22 protein-coding genes and 1 pseudogene are annotated in these 22,554 nt (G+C 43.1%); 3 read left to right on the plus strand and 20 right to left on the minus strand.

All coding sequences use genetic code 11. The features are described from left to right. Positions 1-32: 32 nt before the first annotated feature. The 17 genes from MOC09_RS05180 to MOC09_RS05260 form a co-directional block, all read right to left on the minus strand. On the minus strand, positions 33-398 hold the full coding sequence (locus MOC09_RS05180; RefSeq protein WP_003238683.1) for a small basic family protein: 366 nt from the start codon (positions 396-398) through the stop codon (positions 33-35). Between the two features lie 17 nt (positions 399-415). Further along, positions 416-1,123 carry a DUF881 domain-containing protein gene (locus MOC09_RS05185; RefSeq protein WP_268360071.1) on the minus strand — a complete coding sequence of 236 codons (708 nt, stop codon included), beginning with the start codon at positions 1,121-1,123 and terminating at the stop codon, positions 416-418. A gap of 22 nt (positions 1,124-1,145) precedes the next feature. Continuing rightward, positions 1,146-1,841, minus strand: coding sequence for a DUF881 domain-containing protein (locus MOC09_RS05190; protein ID WP_268360072.1), 696 nt, complete (start codon positions 1,839-1,841; stop codon positions 1,146-1,148). Continuing rightward, positions 1,838-2,629 (minus strand): cell division protein DivIB, encoded by a 792-nt coding sequence (gene divIB / locus MOC09_RS05195; RefSeq protein ID WP_268360073.1) that lies wholly within the window; start codon positions 2,627-2,629, stop codon positions 1,838-1,840. The genes MOC09_RS05190 and divIB overlap by 4 nt, the downstream gene beginning before the upstream one ends. A gap of 128 nt (positions 2,630-2,757) precedes the next feature. Continuing rightward, on the minus strand, positions 2,758-3,669 hold the full coding sequence (gene murB / locus MOC09_RS05200; RefSeq protein WP_268369773.1) for a UDP-N-acetylmuramate dehydrogenase: 912 nt from the start codon (positions 3,667-3,669) through the stop codon (positions 2,758-2,760). Between the two features lie 31 nt (positions 3,670-3,700). Then, positions 3,701-4,792, minus strand: coding sequence for an undecaprenyldiphospho-muramoylpentapeptide beta-N-acetylglucosaminyltransferase (gene murG, locus MOC09_RS05205; RefSeq protein WP_268369775.1), 1,092 nt, complete (start codon positions 4,790-4,792; stop codon positions 3,701-3,703). Positions 4,793-4,911: 119 nt separating this feature from the next. Continuing rightward, the gene (gene spoVE / locus MOC09_RS05210) at positions 4,912-6,012 is read right to left on the minus strand and encodes a stage V sporulation protein E (RefSeq protein ID WP_014663887.1); all 1,101 of its coding nucleotides are present in this window, start codon (positions 6,010-6,012) and stop codon (positions 4,912-4,914) included. A 60-nt stretch (positions 6,013-6,072) separates the two neighbouring features. Beyond that, entirely contained in the window at positions 6,073-7,428 is a 1,356-nt protein-coding gene (murD, locus tag MOC09_RS05215) for a UDP-N-acetylmuramoyl-L-alanine--D-glutamate ligase (RefSeq protein WP_268360076.1), read from the minus strand. Then, on the minus strand, positions 7,429-8,403 hold the full coding sequence (gene mraY, locus MOC09_RS05220; protein ID WP_075745984.1) for a phospho-N-acetylmuramoyl-pentapeptide-transferase: 975 nt from the start codon (positions 8,401-8,403) through the stop codon (positions 7,429-7,431). It lies immediately after the preceding gene. Between the two features lie 111 nt (positions 8,404-8,514). After that, positions 8,515-9,999 (minus strand): UDP-N-acetylmuramoyl-L-alanyl-D-glutamate--2,6-diaminopimelate ligase, encoded by a 1,485-nt coding sequence (locus tag MOC09_RS05225; RefSeq protein WP_268369777.1) that lies wholly within the window; start codon positions 9,997-9,999, stop codon positions 8,515-8,517. 175 nt (positions 10,000-10,174) lie between these two features. Next, a complete protein-coding gene (locus MOC09_RS05230) occupies positions 10,175-12,115 on the minus strand; it encodes a stage V sporulation protein D (protein ID WP_268360078.1) in 1,941 nt (646 codons plus the stop codon). 115 nt (positions 12,116-12,230) lie between these two features. Then, positions 12,231-14,381 (minus strand): penicillin-binding protein 2B, encoded by a 2,151-nt coding sequence (pbpB, locus tag MOC09_RS05235; protein ID WP_268369779.1) that lies wholly within the window; start codon positions 14,379-14,381, stop codon positions 12,231-12,233. Then, positions 14,378-14,731, minus strand: a complete 354-nt coding sequence (gene ftsL / locus MOC09_RS05240) for a cell division protein FtsL (RefSeq protein WP_268360081.1) — start codon at positions 14,729-14,731, stop codon at positions 14,378-14,380. The genes pbpB and ftsL overlap by 4 nt, the downstream gene beginning before the upstream one ends. Before the next feature lie 39 nt (positions 14,732-14,770). Then, positions 14,771-15,706 carry a 16S rRNA (cytosine(1402)-N(4))-methyltransferase RsmH gene (gene rsmH, locus MOC09_RS05245; protein WP_268360082.1) on the minus strand — a complete coding sequence of 312 codons (936 nt, stop codon included), beginning with the start codon at positions 15,704-15,706 and terminating at the stop codon, positions 14,771-14,773. A gap of 69 nt (positions 15,707-15,775) precedes the next feature. Then, positions 15,776-16,207 carry a division/cell wall cluster transcriptional repressor MraZ gene (mraZ, locus tag MOC09_RS05250; protein ID WP_003221402.1) on the minus strand — a complete coding sequence of 144 codons (432 nt, stop codon included), beginning with the start codon at positions 16,205-16,207 and terminating at the stop codon, positions 15,776-15,778. A 125-nt stretch (positions 16,208-16,332) separates the two neighbouring features. Then, positions 16,333-17,952, minus strand: coding sequence for a bacillithiol biosynthesis cysteine-adding enzyme BshC (bshC, locus tag MOC09_RS05255; RefSeq protein WP_268369781.1), 1,620 nt, complete (start codon positions 17,950-17,952; stop codon positions 16,333-16,335). A gap of 70 nt (positions 17,953-18,022) precedes the next feature. Then, positions 18,023-18,919 (minus strand): 2-dehydropantoate 2-reductase, encoded by an 897-nt coding sequence (locus MOC09_RS05260; protein WP_268367377.1) that lies wholly within the window; start codon positions 18,917-18,919, stop codon positions 18,023-18,025. Between the two features lie 159 nt (positions 18,920-19,078). On the opposite strand from MOC09_RS05260, the gene MOC09_RS05265 reads away from it, so the two are divergent. Next, positions 19,079-19,561, plus strand: coding sequence for an N-acetyltransferase (locus MOC09_RS05265; protein ID WP_268369783.1), 483 nt, complete (start codon positions 19,079-19,081; stop codon positions 19,559-19,561). Positions 19,562-19,616: 55 nt separating this feature from the next. On the opposite strand, the gene gerR is transcribed toward MOC09_RS05265, so the two are convergent. From gerR to MOC09_RS05280, 3 genes are all read right to left on the minus strand, one after another. Beyond that, the gene (gene gerR, locus MOC09_RS05270; protein ID WP_268367373.1) at positions 19,617-20,198 is read right to left on the minus strand and encodes a sporulation specific transcriptional regulator GerR; all 582 of its coding nucleotides are present in this window, start codon (positions 20,196-20,198) and stop codon (positions 19,617-19,619) included. 145 nt (positions 20,199-20,343) lie between these two features. After that, on the minus strand, positions 20,344-20,523 hold the full coding sequence (rpmF, locus tag MOC09_RS05275; protein WP_003154457.1) for a 50S ribosomal protein L32: 180 nt from the start codon (positions 20,521-20,523) through the stop codon (positions 20,344-20,346). A 21-nt stretch (positions 20,524-20,544) separates the two neighbouring features. Further along, positions 20,545-21,063 (minus strand): YceD family protein, encoded by a 519-nt coding sequence (locus MOC09_RS05280; RefSeq protein WP_268367371.1) that lies wholly within the window; start codon positions 21,061-21,063, stop codon positions 20,545-20,547. 27 nt (positions 21,064-21,090) lie between these two features. Here MOC09_RS05280 and MOC09_RS05285 point away from each other — a divergent pair. Further along, positions 21,091-21,275: pseudogene (locus tag MOC09_RS05285) on the plus strand (hypothetical protein). Next, positions 21,272-22,519: a nucleotidyltransferase gene (locus MOC09_RS05290; RefSeq protein ID WP_268367369.1), complete on the plus strand. Its 1,248-nt coding sequence runs from the start codon at positions 21,272-21,274 to the stop codon at positions 22,517-22,519. The pseudogene MOC09_RS05285 and the gene MOC09_RS05290 overlap by 4 nt, the downstream one beginning before the upstream one ends. Positions 22,520-22,554: the final 35 nt, after the last annotated feature.

Genomic DNA, 22,554 nt, shown 5'->3' on the forward strand with positions numbered 1-22,554 from the left:
AAATATTCGTTATATCCTATGTATATCCTCTTTTATATCACATTTTTTTTATTTTTTTTAGAAAGAGTCCACTTTGTTAGTAGATTTCTTCTGATCACGGCTATATTCTGAAATAATCTGACTCCAAATGCAAATATACCTGCTAAATACAAGTCTACACCAAGATGAACTCCCAGAAAAGCTAAACTTATTGCCAGTATAATATTAAAAAAGAAACCGGAAACAAATACCATTTCATCATATGTACCTTGTAAATGAGCCCTGATTCCGCCGATTAATGTATCAAGTGCGGCAAGCACCGCAAGCGATAAATAGTTTGAGTATTCACTCGGTATCGTTAAGTTTGTCATCAGTCCAATTGCTATTCCGAGTACAAGCCCCAGCACGGGCAGCCACATGACAATTCTCCTCCTTTTCAGTCTTTAAGCGGTTTCAGCTGCTGTACATCCAATGGTCTGTCATATGCTTTTAATGTCAGCTTGCTTTCAGATTTACCGGCTTTTAATGCTAAATTTTCAGATGCAAAGAGATCCTCAAGGCCGGAGCCCTTCACTCTGCTGTACAGCATGTCCGGATCTTCGGCGAGCACTTTTACTGTTAAAGGATAATCGTCAAGTGCGTATCCGTCTATTTTTGTTGTGCCGTTTATATCTCTTATAACTGTATGATTCACAACTCTTCGCTCATTAATCGAGATATGCTCTGCACCGAAGGAGTTGAGTTCATTGATCAGCTTTTTCAGCAAATCCGGAGGCGGATTTTCGATCGGCTCTCCTGTTAAGCTTTCAGAAAAAAGCGGGGAAATGGTGATGACAATTCCGCTACCAGTTATATCGGTCATGCCGGCTGTTTTTTTTAAGGTTTGCAAAGTATTATTGAGCGCGGTTTCTTTTGTCATTTCTTTGCTTTGCGAATAGCTATTCAGCAGTTTATCATATTTGTTTATTTCAGCCAGCAGCTTTTCCTGCTTCTTCTGCTCTGATGTCAGCTCTTCCCTTATATCCCACATGTCTCTTGTATCTCGGACTTGAGGGTGCTTTAACGAATTAAACTGAACAGATATCATGAGGCCGAAGATGACCATAAGCACACTGATGCTTAAAAAGGAACGTTTTATTTTCAATCTGTTTCACCCGCTTTATGAGTCATTCCTTCGTTTTCAGAATCGGTTTCATTTGTACGTTTTTCTCTTTTTCTGCGGAAACTGAAATATGATCCATTGACAGCTGGTCGATCAGGCCCCCTGCTATATTTAACGAAGGCAGCAGGACATCAGGATCTCCTATAGCGGATATTGTAAACGGAGCTGGATGCTGCACTCCGTCTACCGTTACCACAGGACCGTTGCACTTGATATAGGAATCATGTGTCAAACGCTGGCCATTAACGGCGACGGCCGCCGCACCCGAGATATACAGTTCGTTTACCACTTGGAAGAGATGGCTTTCGTGAACGATGTAACTGTTCACATTCTCCCCTTCCGGTATATACGACGCATCTTCCAAGGTGACCTCAACACCCTTTCCCTGCACACCGACTTCCCCAATATACATTCTGTATTTTTCTGTATCTTCGAGGACATTGTAGTATTCCGTCTTTTCTTTCTTCAGCTTATTTTCCGCCTGACGGACTTTGTTCTGCTTTTGATACAACTCTTTTTCAAGATTCTTATTTTCTTTCTCCTGTTTCAGAAGTTCATCTCTCAGCGCATATTCTTTTTTCCACTCTTCCGTCTCAGCCGCGCTTTTGTTGTTTTCTTTTGTCATTTGAAAAGAAAATGAAATCAAAAAGCCTGCGATAAGCATAATCAAAGAAAGAAGGACTGCTGATTTGCCCCTCAATTTTCATCTTCCTTTTTAGCAGCTTTATCGTTTTTTCCAAACTCTTCAAAATAAGTGGCCACTTCCAAATGAATAATTCCTTTTTTATTGCTGCTCAGCTGTGAAATGATAGAAGGATATGTTTTCATTCGGTCGGCAAAGGTTTTTATTGACGCAGTGACAACATAACCGTCGTTCATATACAATTTAATACGGTTTTGATCCATTTTTACAGGCGTATAGTAAATCTCTGAAATTGACTGTTTTAACGAACTTGACAATGCATCGAGCTGCTTGGCCATTTGTGAGCGTTTTTTTGCGTTTGTCCAATTGACCAAAATGGGCCCTGCATCATCCGGCGTTACTTCGTTTGGCAGAACTGAACCGTTTTCAAGCACTTCATAGTACACATCGTCTTTTTCTAAATAAGCAATCGCTTTATATTCTTCGATTGCAATGTTGATTTTATTAGGAAGCGATTTGCTGATCTCCGCTTTTTTGACTAATTTATTTTGCTGAATCTTCTTTTCTGTTTTTGTCTTGTCCAAACTCCAAAACTCTGTATCTCCGCTGTTGATATCGGAAAGTTCAATAATTTCCTTTTTCGATACATTCTCATTCCCTGTAACAGAGATGGTTGATACTTTACTGATTGGCGTCTGCAGATACACAATGATCAGCACCATAATAAAAAAGAGCATAATAAATGAAATAAGACGGCGGTTTGCCTTCTGTTTTCTCTGCTCTTTAATTTTAGGTATCCGTTCTTCAATGTTTACGATTTTTTCTTGGTCATGACCCGGGTTCATTGCCTGTTCACCTCATTCAAATGAAACAGCTGTTAAAGTCTGTCTATTCCAAAACAAACGGCATACTATGATGCCGTTTGTCGTTTGCTTACAGTATATCATATGAACAGCTTCAGCCAGAACTTGAATCAGCGATTTCCGCCGATGATTTCAACCTCTGTGTGCATATCAATCTCGTATTTTTCACGGATTGTCTTTTTCACATGGTCAATGAGATCAAGGACATCTTTTGCTGATGCTCCCCCCGCATTGACAATGAAGTTTCCGTGCATCTCCGATATCTTTGCACCGCCGATTTGATATCCTTTTAAGCCTGCTTTTTCTACAAGGTTTCCGGCATGATTTGGAAGCGGATTTCTGAAAATGCTTCCCGCACAAGGGCTTGAATACGGCTGTGTATTTTTTCTGTAGTCTTTATTGCTTTGCATTTGCTGAACAATTGATTCCTTATCCTTTTGCTCCAGCTGCAGAACAGCTTCAAGGCAAACGCCCGGTCGTTTGTTTTGCAATATAGATGTTCTGTAGCTGAAATCCATCTGCTCATTTGTCAGCCACTCAATCGTGCCATCTTCAAATAAAATATGTGCTTTGACAAGGACCTCGCTCATGTCAGAACCATGAGCGCCAGCATTCATATAAACCGCTCCGCCGACCGATCCCGGAATGCCTGCAGCAAATTCCAGCCCGGACAGGCCTTTTTTGCTCAATGATGTAGCAAGACGGACAACTGAATAGCCGCCTCCGACCGTCACTTGTTCCCCGTCAAGCTCCAAATGGTCAAGGCCCGCGCCCAGCTTAATCACAACGCCTCTGATTCCCTCATCTAAAACAAGAAGGTTTGATCCGCGGCCAATGACTGTCCACTTTACATCATACTTTTTAATTATGTCCATAATATCTTTGACAGCATCTACACTGCTTGGAATGACCAATACATCCGCAGGCCCGCCGATTTTCATCGTTGTATGATTCGCGAGCGGTTCATTTGCAAGAACCTTGCCGACTTCGCGTTCTTTTAATTCCTGTATCACTTTCTCCATCGTAAACCTCCGCATTCCATTTGCTTTTCTATTATTTTTTCAATTCTTCGAGTACGCTGTATAAACGGGCAGCCGCGTCAGGAACACCGAGTGACTTTGTCCGTTCGCTCATTTCCTTTAACGTTTGCTCATTCAGTACAATCCGGTCAAGCGCTTCAATCAGCTTTTCTCCGCTGAGCTCTGTTTCTTTCAGAACAATGGCTGCATCATGCTGGCCGAGAGATCTCGCATTGACCTCCTGGTGATTCGCTGTTACATATGGGCTTGGAATCAGCACACTTGGGATTCCGAGAGCAGTAATTTCGGCAATCGTCGTTGCACCAGCTCTGGCCACAATGACATCAATAGCCTTTAAATACTCTGGCATTTGATGAAGAAACGGCTTTGTGACCATATTCTCAGCGGCACCCTTGCTTTTCAGCTCATTCATCACTTTTTCATAGTGAACTTCACCGGTGATATACAGCACTTGGTAGTCTCTTGATTTCAGCGCTTCCTGCATATCAATGACAGCACGGTTTATCGGTGCAGCGCCTCGGCTTCCGCCGAAGATTAAGACCGTTTTTTTCTCTTCAGAAAGCCCAAATTCCGCCATTGATCGGCCCGTCTTTATTGAGACGACTTCAGAGGCTCTCGGGTTTCCCGTAAATACAACTTTCTCGCTAGGAAAATGTGATTTTGCTTCTTCAAAACAGATCGCTACTTTATTAACATATTTTGAAAGAAACTTATTCGTGATGCCAGGAAGGCTGTTTTGTTCATGCACGATAGTCGGAATTCCCATCTTTGCAGCGGCATAGACAACCGGCCCGCATACGTAGCCGCCCGTTCCAATCACGGCATCAGGCTTAAATTCCGCTAAATACGATTTGCTCTTTTTGACGCCCTTCAGAAAACGCATCACAGTTTTGACGTTTTCAAATGACAGCTTTCTTTTAAATCCTGTAATCTCAATTGAACGAAATGGTATATTCTCCCGCTCAACAATTTTTTTCTCAAGGCCGTTTTCTGTACCGATATATAAAAATTCCACATTAGGATGACGGCGGTGGACTTCTTTAATAAAGGCAAGAGCAGGATAAATGTGTCCCCCTGTACCGCCTCCGCTTATTGCAATTCGCATATCTCTTCCCCCAGTCTAATTTTCTCTATAACATAGCGATAACCCTGTTTTGTTGGACAGGGTTATCGCATCAATTGTTTCCAAGCTTCCTGTTTCATAGGACGCATGACATACATTCATTAATATCTCGAGTATCGGCTCACGTTCAGCAGCACGCCGACAGCCATCAGCATCAGAGTCAATGAGGAGCCTCCGTAGCTCAGAAACGGCAGCGTGATCCCTGTTACCGGAATAAGGCCCGTTACTACACCGATATTAATCATAACTTGAATGGCAATCATTGAAATAATGCCGACTGCGACAAAGCTTCCGTACAAATCAGGCGCACCGAGCGCAATTCTGATCCCTCTCCACAGCAGGACGCTGAAGAGGAGCAAAATAAGTGTTCCCCCAATAAAACCAAGTTCTTCTGACAATATGGCGAAAATAAAATCTGTTTGCGGCTCAGGCAGATAAAAGAACTTCTGTCTGCTTTGTCCAAGTCCCATCCCAAACAATCCGCCGGGCCCCACTGCATAAAGCGATTGAATGATTTGAAAACCGCTGCCGAGCGGATCCTCCCAAGGATTTAAGTATGAAGTAATCCGCTTAATCCGATATGGAGCCGATAGTACCAGCCCAACAAATCCGCTGAGGCCGATCAGCCCGAGAAAGACGAAATGGGCAATTCGCGCGCCGGCTACAAAAATCATGACAATACAAGTTCCGACCATTACCGTCCCCGTACCGAGGTCAGGCTGGCACATGATAATCAAAAACGCTGAAAACACGATGCCAAGTGCCGGGATAAATCCCCGCCTGAACGATGTTATGTTTTTTTGTTTTTCAGAGAGAAATTTAGCAAGGAATGCAATCATCGCAAGCTTCATAAACTCTGAAGGCTGTATGCTGAATGCTCCGACCCCGATCCAGCTTCTTGAGCCGTTCCGCACCATGCCGACGCCCGGTATCAAAACGAGAACAAGAAGAAAAAAGCAGATAACCATCAGCAATTTGGACCATGTCCGCCAAGTCCAATAATCAACATTCATAATAAAAAACATGGCAATGACGCCGATTCCCGCAAACAGCAGCTGCCGTTTCGCGAAAAAGAATGAGTCGTCAAATTTATAATCCGCCCATACCGCACTCGCACTGTACACCATAATTAATCCGATTGTTAATAATAATAACGTAATGATGACCAATAACAAATCAGGCGATGTTTTTTTAGTAGTCAAAGCAATCGACACCCCAAGCTTAAAGTCATTAGGGCTGCCGATTTACTTCAAGACAAGCCCTTACTTAAGCATATGCACGGCATCTATAAACATGTCACCGCGTTCTTCAAATGTTTTGAATTGATCCCAGCTCGCACACGCAGGTGAAAGCAGGATGACATCCCCTTCATTTGAGAGCGCAAACGCCGCAGATACTGCTTGTTCAACATTATCGACACGTTTGACATGTTGTATTCCCAGTTCATTGCCGAGCTTTTCAAGTTTCGGAGCAGTCTGGCCAAAGGTAAGGACTGCTTTGACATGCTTCATATACGGTTTTAAGTCATCAAAACCATTTCCGCGATCTAGTCCGCCCGCAAGCAGAATGACCGGTTTGTCAAAAGCTGAAAGCGCCTTGCTTGTCGCCAAAATGTTTGTTGCTTTACTGTCATTATAAAACTTACGGCCTTTCACTGCTGTAACATATTGCAGCCGATGTTTCACGCCAGTAAAGCTTGTCAGCACCTTTTTGACTGCTTCGTTAGACGCTCCTGCCGTTTTCACAACTGCAATAGCTGCTAAAATGTTCTCTAGATTATGAGCGCCGGGCAGCACAACCTCTTCCAGGGGAAGAATGGCTTCGCCGTTAAACATAATCATGCCGTCTTTTACATAAGCGCCCTGTTCAAGCGTTTTGCTGACTGAAAATGGGACGGCTTCGGCTTTTCCGGCTTCAGCAAGACGCACGACAGTTTCATCATCCTGGTTGACAATGGCTTTATCTGTAGCAGTCTGATGAAGATACACTTTCTGTTTCGCTTTTTCATAATTTTCACGCGTATGGTGATAATCCAAATGGGCGTCAAACACGTTTAAAATCAGGCTAATTTCCGGTCTGAAAGCGTGTGTCCCCATCAGCTGAAATGAAGACAGTTCAGTAACGATCCATTCATCGCCATCAGCATGATAGGCAACCTCGCTTGCGACTGTGCCGATGTTTCCGGCAATCAGTGCTTTTTGTGAGTCTGCTTTAAGCATTTCATAAATCAGCGTTGTCGTGGTCGTTTTTCCGTTCGACCCGGTAATCCCGATAAACTTGGCATTTGTCAGGTAGTAAGCAAGCTCAATTTCCGTCCAAACCGGTATCCCTCTTTTTTCCGCTTCCTGAACCATAATATTTTCGTAAGGAATTCCTGGATTTTTGATCAGAACCGTAATTTCATGCTGATCAAACAGAGAAACCGGATGCTCTCCGCAAACAACCTCGATACCTTTTTCAGAAAGCTTTTGCGCTGGTTCGTTTTCTTCAAAAGGCTTTTGGTCATTGACCGCAACATAAATGCCTTTTTTATGAAGAATGGATGCCGCAGCATACCCGCTTTTCGCGAGCCCCAGGATTAAAAAATGCTGATTCTGTAAAAATTGATCGTTTTCCACTTATAACCACACCTCGATGTAAATTCCTAAAACGGCAAGCAAAAGTCCCGCAGCCCAAAATGTCACGACCACTCTCCATTCAGACCATCCGACAAGCTCATAATGGTGATGAAGCGGGCTCATTTTAAAGATTCGTTTACCTGTCGTTTTAAAGCTGATGACCTGCAGTATGACGGATAATGTTTCGATAACGAAGACACCGCCGATGATGACCAGCAGGATCTCTAATTTCGTTAAAATAGCAATGGTAACGATGGCTCCTCCCAATGCAAGCGATCCCGTATCTCCCATAAAGACTTTGGCCGGATGGGCATTAAATACGAGGAAGCCCAGTACCGCACCGACAACAGCAACTGAGAAAATCGCTACGTCATATTGAGACTGATTCCATGCCAGGATGGCAAAGGCGCCAAAAGCAATTGCAGCCGTGCCGGATAATAATCCGTCAAGACCGTCAGTCAGGTTAACCGCATTTGATCCGCCGACAAGCATAAAGAGCACAAGGATAAAGTAAGCCCAGCCAAGATCAAATGACAAGTCAGTTCCAGGAACGCGAATATCCGTCGCAAAATTGTAGTAATGGTACACGGCATAAAATACAACCGCAATGATAATCTGTCCGATCAGCTTCTGCTTTGACGTCAATCCGAGGTTGCGCTTCATGACGACCTTGATGTAATCATCTAGAAAACCAAGCAAACCGTAACCGATCGTAACAAACAGCAGCAGCACCATTTCAGGACTTATTTCTGAAAATTTCTGTGTCATCACAATTGTTGTCACAATGATAGAAAGTATGATCATGACCCCGCCCATTGTCGGCGTCCCTGATTTTTTCTGATGTGATTTCGGTCCTTCTTCTCTAATACTCTGGCCGAATTTTAATCTTCTTAAAAACGGAATTAGAATCGGAGAGAGCAGAACACTAATTAAAAACCCCATTAAAATTGTAAACAGAATGACTTGCTCAAGCATTGTCCTTTTCTCCTCCTGTTTCTTTCAAACGACATACGTAGTTATCATATTCATGATTTTTTTCCATATGAAACATCTTTTCAAGCTCCATTATTCAATAACATCTCTTTCCTATGAATTCGTCTTATTTTTATTGAGTTCGACAATGGCTCTTGCCGCCACTTCAGCATCATCAAAATCGAAGGTTTCATTCCCGATCTGCTGATAGGTTTCATGCCCTTTTCCGGCAATGAGGACAACGTCACCTTTTTTGGCATTCGCAATCGCGAAAAAGATTGCCTGCTCACGGTTTGCAATGCTGTGGTAGTATTCGTTCTCTACTCCAGCTTCCATATCTCTTAAAATCGCGCGAGGATCTTCGCTTCTTGGGTTATCTGAAGTGAAAATCGGTTCATCAGCCAGCTCCACAGCGATTCTAGCCATTTTTGGGCGTTTCGTCTTATCTCTGTCTCCGCCGCAGCCGACAACGACAAAAAGCTTTCCTTCCGTCATGTCTCTGCATGTCTTCAGTACATTTTCAAGGCTGTCCGGTGTGTGCGCGTAATCTACAATGACTGGAAACTCCTGCTGCTGATTGACCAATTCAAAACGGCCTCTTACGCCATGCAATTCCTCAACAGCTTCCGTAATCGTTTCAAACGGAATGCCTGCTGCAATACATGTTGCAACAGCTGCCAGAACGTTATACACATTAAACTGTCCGACAAGCGACATCGTGATATGTTTAGTGCCCTTGTTTGTGACAAGATCAAAGCTAGTGCCCTGTGCAGTAATCTTGATGTTTTTCGCCATCACATCAGCGTTGTTTTTAATTCCGTATGTAGAAATATGCGCTGCGGTCACCTTTTCAAAATAAGCGCTCGCCTCGTCGTCAGCGTTCAGCACGGCACGCTTTGGATGTTCATGGTTGAAAGCCCCGCCAAGCTGAGAAAAGAGCAGGCTTTTTGCGTGTCGGTACTCATCCATCGTTTTATGATAGTCCAGATGGTCCTGCGTTAAATTCGTAAACACAGCAATATCATAGTCACAGCCATGAACACGTCCTAAGGACAAGGCGTGTGAAGAAACCTCCATGATAGCAGTGTCTACTTGCTTGTCATTCATTTTCTTAAACGTTTTCTGCAGCGTAACGCTTTCCGGTGTCGTGTTTTTAACAGGCAGTGTTTCGTCGCCGATTTTCATGTACATGGTCCCGATTAAGCCTGTGCGTTTTCCCGCTTTTTTCAAGATCTCATCAACCATGTGGGTCGTTGATGTTTTGCCATTTGTGCCTGTAATACCAATCAGTTTAAGCTTCTTTGTCGGCTGTCCGTAAAACGCATCAGACAGCACGCTGAGCGCACGCAGTGACTGCCGGACAAGAATGACGGGCACATCTACATCAAGCTCTCTTTCAGCCACAATAGCCGCTGCACCGTTCTCTACTGCTTTTTGCGCAAAATCATGGCCATCCACCGTGTACCCTTTTACACATACAAAAAGACTCCCTTTCTTTACTTCCCTGGAGTCCATCTCAATTGAAGTTATGTCAGGGTCTTGTGAGTCATTTACAGAAGGTTCGGTTGTTAAGTATGTAAGCAGCTTTGTCAGTTTCATCGTATCAAACCTCTCAACATTCTAATTCGTTCTTTTTATCATTAAAGTCACATCTATTGATGTGATAATGATTTTAAGCATACAGTTCATATTTTAGCGTAAATAAAAGGATACATCCAGCTAATCTTGAAAGATATCAGCATTTTTTCTCCAATAAAAGAATAGGCAGCCCGAATCAATCGGCTGCCTCCTTTTCATCTTCTTCAGTCAAATAAACACGTATCTTTGAGCCCTCTTTTACTTTTGTTCCGGCAGCTGGTGATTGTTTAACGATTTTGCTCCCTTTCCCGGAAGCATCCACATTGAGATTCACCAATAGTGACTCAAGATCTGAGACAGACATCCCTACAACATTCGGAACTTCTATTGTTTTTGTGTCGTTCCATTGGTATTTTTTCTCGATTTGATTTTTCCGAGGCTTCACACCAAGTTCCGGCAGACTGTCTCTCATAATACTCCCGACAATAGGTGCTGCAACGGTTCCGCCAAACTGAATCGTGCCTTTCGGGTTATCCACCGCGACATAGACGACAAGACTCGGATCGTCTGCCGGCGCAAAACCGATAAAGGATACAATATGGTTGTTTTCAAGGTATTTTCCGTTTTTAACCTTTTGTGCAGTTCCCGTTTTTCCGCCGACACGATATCCCTCTACAAATGCGTTGCGCCCGGTTCCTTCTGCGACGACGCTTTCTAAAGCGTAGCGGATTTGTTTGGATGTTTCTTCAGAAATGACTTGTTTCTTTGCGATAGGTGATTGTTTTTTGACTGTTTTTTTCGTTACAGGATCAATCCATTCCTTAGCAATATAAGGTGTGTAGAGTGTTCCTCCGTTTACAGCTGCAGATACGGCTGCAACCTGCTGAATCGGCGTAACAGATACCCCCTGTCCGAAAGCAGTCGTCGCTTGCTCTACCGGCCCTACCCTATCAAGCGGGAATAGGATTCCTGTTCCCTCTCCTTGCAGATCAATTCCGGTTTTTTGGCCGAAACCAAAGTCTTTGATATATTTAAAAAGCTTCTCTTTGCCTAAGCGCTCGCCTAATTCAACAAACCCAGGGTTGCAGGAGTTTTGTACAACTTCTAAATACGTCTGCAGCCCGTGCCCGCCTCTTTTCCAGCACCGCAGTCTCGCACCATCCACTTCCGCATGCCCTTTATCAAAAAATTGATCACGTTTCAAATTTACTTTTTGCTCTTCAAGAGCTGCTGCAAGTGTAATAATTTTAAAGGTAGACCCTGGCTCATACGTGCTCCATACCGGCAGATTCCGATTGTAGACGGACGGATCGACTGATTGATAATCAGCAGGGTCAAAGTCAGGCCTGCTAGCCATTCCCAATATTTCTCCGTTTTTCGGATTCATGGCCACGGCAATCATACCATCCGGATGGTACTTGGCCTCAGCGTTATCAAGCTCCCTTTCCATTATCGTCTGAACCTTTGAATCAACTGTCAGTTTCATATCAAGCCCGTCCTTAGGCGGCGTATAGTCGTCCGCTTCATCCGGCATTTTTTTCCCCTTGGCATCTGTATAAAACTTAACAGAGCCCTTTTCTCCTTTGAGATCCTCGTCGTAATAGGCTTCAAGTCCAAGAAGCCCTTGGTTGTCAATTCCTGCAAATCCAAGCACATGAGATAAAAAGCTGCCAAACGGGTAATGGCGTATGCTGTCCTCCGCAACATACACACCTTTTAAATCGAGCGCTTTGATTTCTTTGGCCTTTTCATTTGAAATCTTTCTCCCTTCAGGAGTAATCTTTTCAATTGACGCTTTTTTTGTCACATGCTTATATACTTTTTCTTCTGACATGTTTAAAACCGCCGCAAGCTGCTTGCTCGTTTTCATCGGATTCTGAACTTGGCGCGGCACGACGAATACGGTCGGCGCACTTTTGTTTGTTGCGAGCTTCACACCATTCCGATCCAGAATCTCGCCTCTCTCCGGCTCAAACGGCAAGTTTCGGCTCCAGGAATCTTTCGCCAGCGAAGTCAGTTTTTCGCCCATCACAAACTGAACATACCCCAGCCTAGTATCAATGATCAGAAACACGATCACGCCAAAAAGCAAAACAAATAATAAACGTTTTCTAACCGTTACATTCGAGACGCGCAAGAGACCGTTCACTCCTTATTTAGGCTTGTTTCATTTTATGCCTGAAATTGGACAGGTAGAACGATGCCCTCTGAAGGTATAAAAAAAGAAAGCCTGCATAACGCAAGCTTTCTTTTTAATCCGGATTTTTAAACGTCACCTTGATGACGGTTTTGTCTTTTATTTCTTTGTCCTTCTTGACGCTTTGGCTGACAGCGTAGCCTTGTCCGCTTACTTCAATATGAATTCCCGCCAGCTCAGCGTACTGCAGAACCTCTCTTCTCGACCAGCCTGTCATATCAGGCATTTTGATTTTGCCGCCCGTTTTCAGGAAGACCTTTTGATTGGTCAGAACTTCCTCATCCGCTTTCGGATACTGTTCTTTTACAGCGACATCACTGCCAATGACAATCGGTGTGAGATTCTCCTCTTTTGCTTTCTTTTGAGCAGCAGCTACCGTTTGATCTGTTAAATCAGGCATTGTCTGCGCTTTTGTTTCTTCCTTATCTGAGTCAGATTTTTCAGTTGGCTCGATATTCAGGTAGTGCAGGCTGTTTTTCATTGTCGGGTTGAAGATTTCTGATACTGGGTTTGAACCCGTTTCATCATTTTCTAATTGCGGTTGCTGCACTGCCACATAGATCAACAGCTCAGGATCATCTTTAGGCGCCATTCCCATGACAGAAAAAACGTAATTATCGCGTCCAGATAGATAACCGTTTTGCCCGGCAATTTGTGCTGTCCCGGTTTTCACAGCTACATCAAAACCTTCAATTTTATAAGGTTGTCCAGTACCGATATCAGACGTAACGACATCACCTAAAATATTTCGAACCTCTTTAGCGGTGTCAGCTGAGATTGGCGTACCGGCTGACTGAGGTTTATTTGTATAAATGGTTTTCTTCGTATCAGGATCAACAATATGGTCTATGACATAAGGTTTCATCATTTTACCATCATTAGCTATTGCAGTCGCAGCCTGCAGCTGTTGAATTGGTGTAACAGCAGAGGCTTGACCATATGCAGTTGATGCTTTATCAAATTCATATTTAAAGTTCATTTTACTTGATACTTCATTCGGCAAGTCTATACCTGTTTTTTGATAGAAATTGAATTTATGAAGATATTCATTTAGACGGGTATAGCCCAGCTTTTCATTAGCCAGTTTGGCAAAAGCCACATTAGAAGACCGTACTACACCATCATGGTATGAAGTTGGCCCCCATCCTACTCCGTCATTATGGTCTTTTACTATTCCTCCGCCTACTTTGTATGTTCCAGACTTGTACTTTTCATTGCCGTTATACACATTCTCCTGTATGGCAGCAGCAAGTGTGAAAATCTTCATCGTTGATCCGGGTTCATACGCATATGAAATCAAATCATTATAGTAGTTTGTCACATCACGCTTGTTCGGATCAAAGCTTGGGCGCTGTCCCATCGCAAGGACTTTGCCGGTTTTCGGATCGACGACTGCGGCCATGATTTTTTTCGGGTTATACTTTTGCGCCACTTTTGTCATGCTGTCTTCCAAAAAGGTTTGAATTTTCTGGTCAATGGTTAAATATACATTGTCACCATTTTTTGGCGCTGTAATTTTATTTTTGCTGTTCGGGAGCTCCCAGCCGGATTTGTCACTTTCATATGTCACATATCCGTCCCGCTCCTTCAAATACTTATCCAGCACTTTTTCTAATCCCATCGCGCCGGAGATTTCATTTGTGTCCTGATCAACCTCGGCATAGCCGATTAAATTGGATGCAAAAACACCGTTTGGATAGTAGCGTTTTGTATCCCGTAAAAATGAAATGCCCGGAAGTTTCATTTTTTCAATTTTTTGCTTTTCTGAATACGTAATATCCCGGCCAGCTGAGCCAAACTCGACTTGTTTTGCATCTTTATTTAAGATATCAAGGATATCAGCTTTATCCATGTTTATCACTTTAGACAATGCTTCCGCCGTTTTTTCTTTGTCTTGGACATGCTGCGGATGCTTGACATCAGTTGTCATTTTTTTATCGAGAATCGCAATCAGCTTATACGTTGCTGTGTCCTCTGCAATCACTTTTCCGTTTCGGTCCAAAATCGAGCCGCGGCTTGCTTCGATGGTCCGTTTCTTTTCATGCTGTTCTGTCGCTTTTGTCGCAAGCACTTCGCCATTCGCTTTTCCGGTTATTTGAATATATGCCATTCTCCCCAGGATGACAAAGAAAAAGAGAGCGAAACAAATACTTAGAATCGCTGCTCCTCTGTTCATAAATTTATTCTTTTTTGGCATTTGAATCATTCCTGTATGTTTTTCACTTTTTTGTCTTTTAAATTCAAGCCGTTCTTTTTCGCAATATCCATAATGCGCTGCGGTTTGCTTAAATCAGCAACGTTTTTTTCGAGGTCACCAATTTGCTTGTTTTCGGATGAAATTTGCTCCTCAAGCTTTTGCACCTCAATATTAGTTTGATATGCCGCATACGCCTTCGATACAATCAAAAGCGATACACTGAGCACCGCCGCAGCAAAGAGGACAAGAAGCACTTTTTCTCCGAGAGTAATGGAAGCCCTTTTCTTGACAATCACTTTTTTCTCAGGTCTGATCGCATGCCGCTGCTGTTTCTCTGGTTGGTAAGCTAAATTGCTCATAGGCTGATGACCTCCTTTTCAATTTGCGTTCGCGTTTCGTTATTTTCTTTTTTCGGCAATCCGAAGCTTCGCAGAGCGAGCCCTATTGTTTTCTTCAAGCTCTTCTTGAGATGCCGTAATCGGTTTTCGTGTGATGAGCTTCAGCTCCGGTTCAAATTCTTCCGGTATGACAGGAAGACCCGGAGGAAGTTCCGGAAGCGACGACTTTTCTTTAAAAGTGGTTTTGCAAATTCTGTCTTCAAGCGAGTGGAAGGTAATGACCGATACCCTTCCCCCTGGCTTCAGTACCTCAATTGCCTGCTCCAAAGCCTCTTCAAACACTTTAAGTTCATCGTTCACGGCAATTCTGATCGCCTGAAACACGCGTTTTGCGGGATGTCCCCCACTCCTTCTCGCTGGAGCGGGAATCGCGTCTTTTATTAGATCGACCAGTTGGCCCGTAGTTTCAATAGGAGATTTGATTCTTGCTTCCTCAATTTTTCTGGCGATCTGTTTGCTGAACTTCTCTTCGCCGTATTTAAAGAAAATACGGACGAGATCCTCATACCGCCATTCATTAACGACTTCTTTCGCCGTAAGCGTGGCCGACTGGTCCATCCTCATGTCCAACGGAGCGTCATGATGGTAACTGAATCCGCGTTCCGGTGTATCCAGCTGCGGAGAGGACACCCCTAAATCAAATAAAATACCGTCTACTTCTGTAATGCCTTGTTCATTCAAACATTCTTTTAAATACCTGAAATTGCTTTTAATCAGAATGAGCTGCCCTTTAAAATCGGACAACGTTTCTTTAGCATGCTGTAATGCCGTATCATCTTGGTCAAAAGCGACTAAACGCCCCTTCTCGGATAACTGCTGCAATAAGTATGTACTGTGCCCAGCTCCGCCGAGTGTGCAGTCTACATATGTACCGTCCGGTTTAATATTGAGCCCGTCTACGGTTTCACGAAGAAGTACTGTCTTGTGTTGAAACATATTGTGTTGGTCCCACCTTTTATCAGGATGAATTGAAATTGTTTTTAGAGTGTTATACACGAAGAATCATTATATATCAAACCCAATCATGTTTTCAGCAATTTCAGCAAATGAATCTTCTTGCTCTTCTGTGTATTGTTCCCAAATTACTTTACTCCACAATTCAATTCGATTAGAAACCCCGATAACAACACATTCTTTTTCCAGTTTGGCGTAATTCAATAGAGATGATGCAATATTTACCCTGCCTTGCTTGTCCAGTTCGCATTCGGTTGCCCCTGAAAAGAAGAAACGGGTAAACGCGCGGGCATCTTTTTTAGTGAGAGGAAGTGCTTTCAGCTTTTCTTCAATTTGTTTCCATTCGTGCATAGGGTAGCCGAAGAGACATTGGTCAAGCCCTCTGGTCAGCACAAACTGCTCACCGAGTCCTTCTCTGAATTTGGCGGGTACGATCATGCGGCCTTTCGCATCGATGGTATGTTGATATTCACCCATAAACATGATCTCTTGCCCCACTTTCTCTCCTTAACTCACCACTATCCACCACTTCTCTCCACAACTTCATTTTACACTGTTTACCCATAAAAAAAAACCCTGAACTATTCAGGGTTCTTTAAAACTTTATTTCAAAGTTTGACAACTTGATGTTGATTTTGAAAAGAAAATGGCAAATTCTTGAATGATGTGAAGAATTTTGGACCGTATCTGTTCAAATAATACATAATATTCCAAATACGCTCTTGCGGCGCAAGCAACGGCTTAATGCTGTTTTGGATTCTCTCATAATCCTTCAAGACGTAGCCTTCTTTTTCTTCAATACGTTTCATCACCGTACGCTCTAAAAACTGGAGCTGATCCTGAATAAAAGCGGCATTCTTAAGGAGTAAAGGTTCCATGCTTTGATCAACCTTTAACGCCTCCTGCCGGACCGTTTTGTGAATCGCTTCAATTTGGCTTTTCGCCTGATCCATCACCGCGGTAAACTCTTCCGGAATCTGGCGCTCAAAGTATGTTTCTCTTTGATTCTCTGTTCCGCGTTCAATCGCGTCTTGTAATGAGATATTCCGTTCAAGCAGTTTTTTCTCAATATGCCGCTCAAGTATCGTAATGTTCAGCCTCGGCATTACAGGTGGCATTTTAAAGCCCATCACCGCAAAGGCCTGTTTGAGCTCACCCCAATAGTTGATTTCTCCAGGCCCTGCAATAAATGCTAAAGTCGGAATGAGATATTCCTGCATTAACGGTCTCGTCACAACATTGTTGCTGAAACGCTCAGGATGTTCTTCCATATGTGTATAAAGTTCATCCATCGTCCATCCCAAATCAAGCTCTTTGATGACAAATCGGCCGTTATCTTTTTCAATTAAAAAACGCTCTTCTTCATATTCATAAAACAGATTCGCCTGCTCTGTTCCAGACTCGATAATCGGTTGATAGCCTGCATCACGCATGAGAGATTGCTGATCTGACAAAGCGCGGGCGAGTTTATCATTTTCCCGAAGAATCTTTTGGAACATAGCCGTCTCCAGCTTTTTAATCCCCGGATCTCCAGAATTTAATAAGACTAAGCCCTCCTCCTGGAACAGATCCGCGATAAGCAGTTCAAAGAAGTCAGTAAATGTAACAGATTCCCTTAAACATCGTTTTACATTGTCGAGAAGTGTATTCGTATGGTCTGTTTCTTCAAAAGCGGCAAACACATCATCTATCCAGGCGGCACATTTTTCCTGATCAAGTGATGTGCTCGCTGCCGAAGATTTCTTCCAATAAGACTGAGGCAGCTTTTTTTTCACCGGACCATTCTCTTCAGATGTATGGACAAAATTAATCTCATCCAAATCGTGGTCTTCTCCCGCCACCCAGAAGATCGGTATGACAGGCACTTGCAGTTCCTTTTCTTGTTGCTTTGCTAACACAATGATCGAAATGATTTTATGTATGGTGTAAAGCGGTCCTGTTAAAAGTCCGGCCTGCTGTCCGCCGACTACAGCGGCACTTGACGGGTCCTTCAGCTTCTCAATAGCAGACTGCATGGCACTTGAACCGAATTTATTATGGTAAGAGGATAAGTACGCTGCCAATTCCTCTCTTGCGAAAAACCGGGAAGATAAGTCTTTCAGTCTTTCGCGCCACATGTCCTTACGATGAATGCTGTAATCAAAAAAAGAAGACATTTCTTCTTTGCCATCTATATAGTGCTGTACAAACACATTTTGATTTTTGATGGAAAGTTCAGTTAGCTGCATCTTCTAGAACTTCCTTTCTCCAATAAATAGTTAGTTATCCGAAATGAGTATAGCATGTTACCGAAAAAGCTCAAAAGACTTTGTTTGTATTTCGCTCCAAAGCTTTAATGCTGCCGTATAAAAACTCCAGATGGACGGCATCAAGGCCGTTAAGTCTCGCTTCCTTCACTAAATATCCGATAATGGCATCAGCTTCTGTCTGCCGGCCTTCAATGACGTCAACCAGCATAGAAGAGCGATTTTCTTTCGTTTGCCTGCAAACGGTTTGAACGTGCTCCCAAGCCTCTTCTTCGTTTTCAAGCCTTAAAATGCGGCAAGCCTCCTGGAAAACCAGCTTCATAAAAGCTAGATAAGCTGGCGTTGTCAAAAGATCTCCATTTTTCACCCGCAATAACGCGGTTAACGGATTGATACAGGCATTTACAATCAGCTTGCCCGTCAGCAGGCGGTACCAATCCGTCTCAAAATGGATCGGAAAATCCGAATGGCTACGCTGAAACAAGACATTCAGCCGATCTGGTTCAGCATCGTCGAACGCGCTCCATTTTATCGCACCAAAGCCTGTATGATCAACAGCTGTATCTGATTTTCTTACAGCTCCGTGCTCAACGATCCCAACATAAATAGAATGCCCAACACGCCAGTCTTTCAGCTCGTGGATATGGCCCATGCCGTTTTGCAAAAATAATATATTCGTTTTCCCGATCCGTTCAAGCAGCGGAAAAACAGACTGAAGCTGATGCTGCTTCACTGTCACGACAAGAAGATCAAAATCTGAATGGATACTCGTGTCCGCATTGCAATCAGCGCTGAATTCTTCTCCGCCTTTATAAAGCCGGATCCCTTCAGCCTGAATGGCAGCAGCCTGATCTTCCCGTCTCGTTATAACAGTCACCTCATGATGAAGTGACAAATAATAAGCGCATAAAAGACCGACAGAGCCGCCGCCGATAATTCCAATTTTCATGATGTCACACCCAATTTAGCATTTACGTATTATCATAGCAGAAGTGCGAAGAAATTACTTCTCAAAGATCCCGAGTGCTTAAAATTATAGTTTAAATATTTGGATTTTTTAAATAAAGCGTTTACAATATATATAGACACAACAAAGGGGGAGATTGGTTTGGTTAAGGTAGAACGTCTGCTTGTCAACTATAAAACACTTGAAGAATTCAAGAAATTCAAAGAATACGGGATTCAGGAGCTTTCAATGCTTGAAGATCTTCAGGATAATATTATTGAAAATGACAGCACTTCGCCTTTTTACGGGATTTATTTTGGAGATAAACTTGTCGCGCGAATGAGTTTATATCAAGTTAACGGCAAATCAAATCCTTATTTCGACAAAGGCCAGGATTATTTGGAGCTGTGGAAGCTTGAAGTTCTTCCAGGCTACCAGAACAGGGGATACGGGACAGCCTTGGTAGAATTCGCAAAATCATTCAAAATGCCGATCCGGACAAATCCGCGAATGAAATCAGCGGAATTTTGGAATAAAATGAACTTTGAAACTGTTAAATATGATATGGCGCGGGACAAAGGGGAAAACCCGCTCATCTGGCATCCGGATATGGATCGTGAAATGACACCGGGAGAGTCTGCATAGAAATAAAAACAACCGGCCTATTCTCACTTTAGGGCCGGTTCATTTCAGGCGTTCATTACGTTTCTTGAGCCGCCTTTTTCATTCTTCCGTCTTCCTTTGAAACAACCATTTTTCTGGCACGATCCATAATATCAATCAGCGCCTTGTAATCCTCTTCCGTCATCTCTAGCTGATTCCTCAATGTTTGATTTTCACTTCGTAAATCCTCAAGCTCCTTTTGCAGCGATTGGATTTGTTCCTTCAATTTTTCCCTTTCAAGCTGAAATTCTTGCGCAGACGGCGCTTCTTTAAATTGCTCGAGAAATTGAATCACATCCTGAATGGACAAATCTCGTTTTCCTTCTGGCGCTGCCGCAGCAGCCTGCTTCACGGAATTTGGCATATTGACCGAATGGACCCCGATTTGTTTTCTCAACTCTTTCCTCTGCTTTTTCGCAAGCTCTATGCCTGACTGGTATTGTTTTCTCACATACGAGTTCCACCTGAAACCACAGGCAGCCGCGGTTCTGGACAGCGCCCTTCCAACCTCCTCAAAAGCGGAAAGCTGTGTTCCTCCCTCTCGAATATGACGAAGCACCACTTCTGCCAGCAGCAAATCCTCATCCTGAGTCCAAGCATCTTGTCTTGTAATGGTCAAATTCAATCTCCCTCCATGTCAGCTTATTTATCTCATACATATGCCGGTAATAGATTAGATAGACTATTTGCACTCACAAATTTTCCTCAAGCTGACAGGGAGAGAAAAAGAAAAAGCGCAGGGCTTTCACCCTGCGCTTTTCTTATTAGTTACTTTTTACATTTATGTCTTTGCCGTTGTATGATCCGCATGCTTTGCATACACGGTGAGACAACTTCATCTCTCCGCATGACGGACATTCTGTCATACCAGGTACATTAAGTTTGAAATGTGTACGGCGCAATCTTTTTTTCATTTTAGAAGTTCTTCTAAAAGGTACAGCCATTATTCCCACCTCCTTAAAGAGTTAAGATTCATCATCTTGTTTTAAGAGCTTTTCGAGGGCTGCAAGTCTCGGATCAACTTGTTTCTTCTTGTCTTCCTCCGAAATGACCTGCCAGTCCTTTCCTTCTTGAGGAGCAGCTCCTTTTTCTTGTTCAGATTCACAAAAGATTTGCATAGGGATTTCCAAAAGAATTTCTTCTTTTACGATCGGAGTCAAGTCGATAGTATCGTCCTCAACAATGTGAACGTCGTCATCTTCTATATCATCCGTCTGATGAAATATAAACAGTTCTTTTGTTGAAATTTCAAATGGATACGGGACATCAACGAGTGTTCTTGAGCATGGCAAAATCATTTCGCCTGATATTGTAAAATCAAACGAAACCTGTTTGGATTTGATATCCGCTCTGCCCTTCACCCGAACGGGAGAAATGCGGCGAATGTCAGAATTCAGCTTTGTCAGCTCATGTAACTCAACTGTTTCATCAAATTCAAAACTTTGTTTTGGCATTTGGTGCAGCTGATAAATCGTCCATTTCATTTGTATCACCTCATGAAAGCAACAAACATGATTATAGCTTTTAAGATTGTTTTTGTCAATATTTTTTCTTTACAGCATAATGCTGCCATTCAAGTATCATTGACAGTTGAATATGCTATGCATACACTTAAAACAAAAAAAGACGTAAGAGTTTCCATTTGCAAATGTACCATACGTTTATAAACATAGCAAGAAAGGCGGAAAAAATATGAAAGCTGTCGGATTGGTGGTTGAATATAATCCCTTTCATAACGGTCACCTTTATCATGCCCAAACAGCAAAGCGGCAAACCGGATGCGACACGGCTGTAGCCGTAATGAGCGGGCATTTTTTACAGCGCGGGGAACCAGCTGTTGTCTCAAAATGGGCCCGAACAAAAATGGCGCTGCAAAACGGAGTCGATCTTGTGATTGAGCTGCCTTATCTTTATGCGGTGCAAAAAGCCGAGATTTTTGCACGCGGCAGTGTTTCCATCCTCGATAAACTCGAATGCGAGGCACTGTTTTTCGGGAGTGAAAATGGTAATATTAAGCCGTTTTTAGAAACAGCAAATCTTATTGATGAGCATAAACATACATTTGACCAGTCTATAAAAGAAGAACTTAAAAAGGGTGCCAGCTACCCAGCCGCGGCGGCTATCGCCTTTCGCTCCATTTTACATACAGAAAATGCACTTGATTTGTCAAAACCAAACAACATTCTGGGGTATCACTATGTAACGTCCATTCTTTCCGGGGGATATCCAATAAAACCTTATACCACTCAGCGCATTTCCTCCGACTATCACGATGCAGAACTTCCTGAAGGCAAAAACCATATCGCAAGCGCCACAAGCATCAGAAAAGCGATGATTGAACAGAATCTCGATGCCTGCCTTCGTTTCCTTCCTGCTGCATCTGCACGTGAATTGGCAGATTACCGCAAATCTTTCGGACTGTGGCATACATCTGAACGCTATTTTTCTTACTTGAAATACAGCCTTTCAACTGTAACTGCACAGGAATTACAGCAACTATACGAGGTGGAGGAAGGCTTAGAGCATAGAATTCTTCGTTCGATCAGAAAAGCCAGCTCCTATCAGGAATTCATGGAGCTCCTGAAAACAAAACGGTATACGTGGACAAGGCTTCAGCGGATGAACACGCACATTTTAACCAGAACGAACAAACAGGATATGCATAAGCTGCTGAATGAGGCAGAGGTGCCTTATATCAGGCTACTCGGCATGACAAAAAAAGGACAGGCTTATTTATCGGAAAAGAAAAAAAATCTGTCCGTTCAGCTTGTCAGTAAGCTGTCCTCTTTCTCCCATCCAGCTCTTGATCTGGACATAAAAGCAAGCAGAATCTACAGCCTGCCGATAGAAGAACCGCTGAGAACTGAGTTTGACCTGCAAGAGTACGGACATGCGCCGATTCGATATGACGAAAATGAACGACGTTTTTTAAACATATAAAAAAGCACCTGATACGGGACTGACCCCATAAGATG

Source organism: Bacillus sp. N12A5 (assembly GCF_026790125.1).
Lineage (GTDB): Bacteria > Bacillota > Bacilli > Bacillales > Bacillaceae > Bacillus.

What these genes read in the sequence shown, in the direction of transcription:
- MOC09_RS05290 (WP_268367369.1), top strand. Translation starts at nt 21,272, where the DNA reads ATGAAAGCTGTCGGATTGGTGGTTGAATATAATCCCTTTCATAACGGT.
- ftsL (WP_268360081.1), bottom strand. Translation starts at nt 14,731, where the DNA reads ATGAGCAATTTAGCTTACCAACCAGAGAAACAGCAGCGGCATGCGATC.
- divIB (WP_268360073.1), bottom strand. Translation starts at nt 2,629, where the DNA reads ATGAACCCGGGTCATGACCAAGAAAAAATCGTAAACATTGAAGAACGG.
- bshC (WP_268369781.1), bottom strand. Translation starts at nt 17,952, where the DNA reads ATGCAGCTAACTGAACTTTCCATCAAAAATCAAAATGTGTTTGTACAG.
- rsmH (WP_268360082.1), bottom strand. Translation starts at nt 15,706, where the DNA reads ATGTTTCAACACAAGACAGTACTTCTTCGTGAAACCGTAGACGGGCTC.
- pbpB (WP_268369779.1), bottom strand. Translation starts at nt 14,381, where the DNA reads ATGATTCAAATGCCAAAAAAGAATAAATTTATGAACAGAGGAGCAGCG.
- murB (WP_268369773.1), bottom strand. Translation starts at nt 3,669, where the DNA reads ATGGAGAAAGTGATACAGGAATTAAAAGAACGCGAAGTCGGCAAGGTT.
- mraY (WP_075745984.1), bottom strand. Translation starts at nt 8,403, where the DNA reads ATGCTTGAGCAAGTCATTCTGTTTACAATTTTAATGGGGTTTTTAATT.
- MOC09_RS05225 (WP_268369777.1), bottom strand. Translation starts at nt 9,999, where the DNA reads ATGAAACTGACAAAGCTGCTTACATACTTAACAACCGAACCTTCTGTA.
- rpmF (WP_003154457.1), bottom strand. Translation starts at nt 20,523, where the DNA reads ATGGCTGTACCTTTTAGAAGAACTTCTAAAATGAAAAAAAGATTGCGC.
- mraZ (WP_003221402.1), bottom strand. Translation starts at nt 16,207, where the DNA reads ATGTTTATGGGTGAATATCAACATACCATCGATGCGAAAGGCCGCATG.
- MOC09_RS05180 (WP_003238683.1), bottom strand. Translation starts at nt 398, where the DNA reads ATGTGGCTGCCCGTGCTGGGGCTTGTACTCGGAATAGCAATTGGACTG.
- MOC09_RS05260 (WP_268367377.1), bottom strand. Translation starts at nt 18,919, where the DNA reads ATGAAAATTGGAATTATCGGCGGCGGCTCTGTCGGTCTTTTATGCGCT.
- murG (WP_268369775.1), bottom strand. Translation starts at nt 4,792, where the DNA reads ATGCGAATTGCAATAAGCGGAGGCGGTACAGGGGGACACATTTATCCT.
- MOC09_RS05280 (WP_268367371.1), bottom strand. Translation starts at nt 21,063, where the DNA reads ATGAAATGGACGATTTATCAGCTGCACCAAATGCCAAAACAAAGTTTT.